Annotated in this window: 1 protein-coding gene; it reads right to left on the reverse strand. The window is 40.9% G+C overall.

Annotated features, from left to right (window positions below):
- Positions 1-201 precede the first annotated feature (201 nt).
- Positions 202-1592 (reverse strand): hypothetical protein (locus J3U09_RS10895; RefSeq protein ID WP_267358199.1); only part of this gene is annotated, 1391 nt, incomplete at its 5' end.

Here is a 1592-nt window from a genome sequence, read left to right on the forward strand (position 1 = left end):
AACCCCGTTCCTCAACTTTTTTACAGTTAAACACTTTAAAAATACCCCCCCGGTTGAGGGATGATGATGTCCGGAGGGGCTAAACCACAAAATCGCTTTTTATTTGACAACCACCTTGACTCTTCAAGTCAAATATTTCTTAATAATTTAGCTACTCCTTTATCCCCCAAGTTTTAAGGCTTAAGGAAGAAGGAATAAAAACTAAGGATAGACGCAAAGCCCGTCGAAAGACGCATTATTGATCCAGCCTACAAAACCGTAGTCTGTATCAATGACAAACTGGCTACTACCGAACGTATCACTAGTCCAGCTCCAATGGTAGCGGAAGCCAAAGTCCATCATACGACCCCATTCCGTAAGAAAACCTGCACCGATATGACGCATAAAATTATTAGTTGATGAGGGAGGAGTGGCACTAGGTATCACTGCATCTGTACGAACTGCATTTGTTAAATCTTTTACTTTAACAAGACGATAACCAATACTATCACACCAAGATAAGGTTTCAGGATAAGAGCCCCTCTTATTGTCACGGTGGACGAACCACTGCTTTAACGTAAAACCATATTTAACAACTGGATTACCATTACTGTCACGACCGACTAACTCGAAGGTCTGAGGTAAAATAGGTGTGGAAATACTATCAGGACTGACTGAATTCTGTTGAAATTCATTTGCAAAAGGACCAGTTAAAATAACATGTACGCTTGTAGCGGTAGAATTAGTCATAGTTGCTGTGATCCCCCCCTGAGATACCGGAGCCCAAGACAACGCCTGATTAACATCGCTAATGAGTAAATCAAAGTAAAATCCATTAGCGCCAGTAGTCGGAAAGTTTTGACTATAACGTGATGGGTCAGTTGACTGAGTAAGAAAACCATTATCTGGATCCCACATCCATGCCGGACCAGCATATTTATCTGTACCAAAATTCAAACTAGGTCTGGCAAAACATATCACCGGCATAGCCTTAGGATTAACAAAATAAGTTACACTACTTGCGTTGAAAGTACTACTAGGAGGAAGACCATAACGTGTAGATAATACACCGTCAGTACTGGATAATGTAACACGATAAGGTGCAGAATTATTACAGGTAGTTAATACGGCATTACGTGACACCGACCGATTGTTATTATCGACGATAGATAAACTTAAAGAACCAGTAACAGTAACGTCACTATCACCATCATCATCCCCCCAATAATTATTAGGAGGACCGATAAGAGAACTTAAAGCGACTGAATCGGTATCAGTTGGAACAAACATGTCTATATCAGTAAAACTCTGACCCACAACCGGCAAGACGATTGGGGTTGCCGATGAAGGATTGGTTGATGGCGTATATTGCGTACCATCAGATAACGTAATCCCGAGCAGATCGTTAGTATTAATCGCACGAGTACGACCACCATCGAAAGTCAAATACGGCGCATTACCGTGAATCACATTTGAGGTTTTAGAGGTTAATGCATGGATGGTAAAAGGAATTAAAACAGCTACGCCCAAAAAAATCTGCCGGAATAAATTAGATCGAAAAGAGGATCGCAAGAAGGATCTATAGTAGGATCGAAAAAAAGATCGCGAGAAAA

The sequence above is a fragment of the Gilliamella sp. B2889 genome, from assembly GCF_026536885.1.
Lineage (GTDB): Bacteria > Pseudomonadota > Gammaproteobacteria > Enterobacterales > Orbaceae > Gilliamella > Gilliamella apicola_E.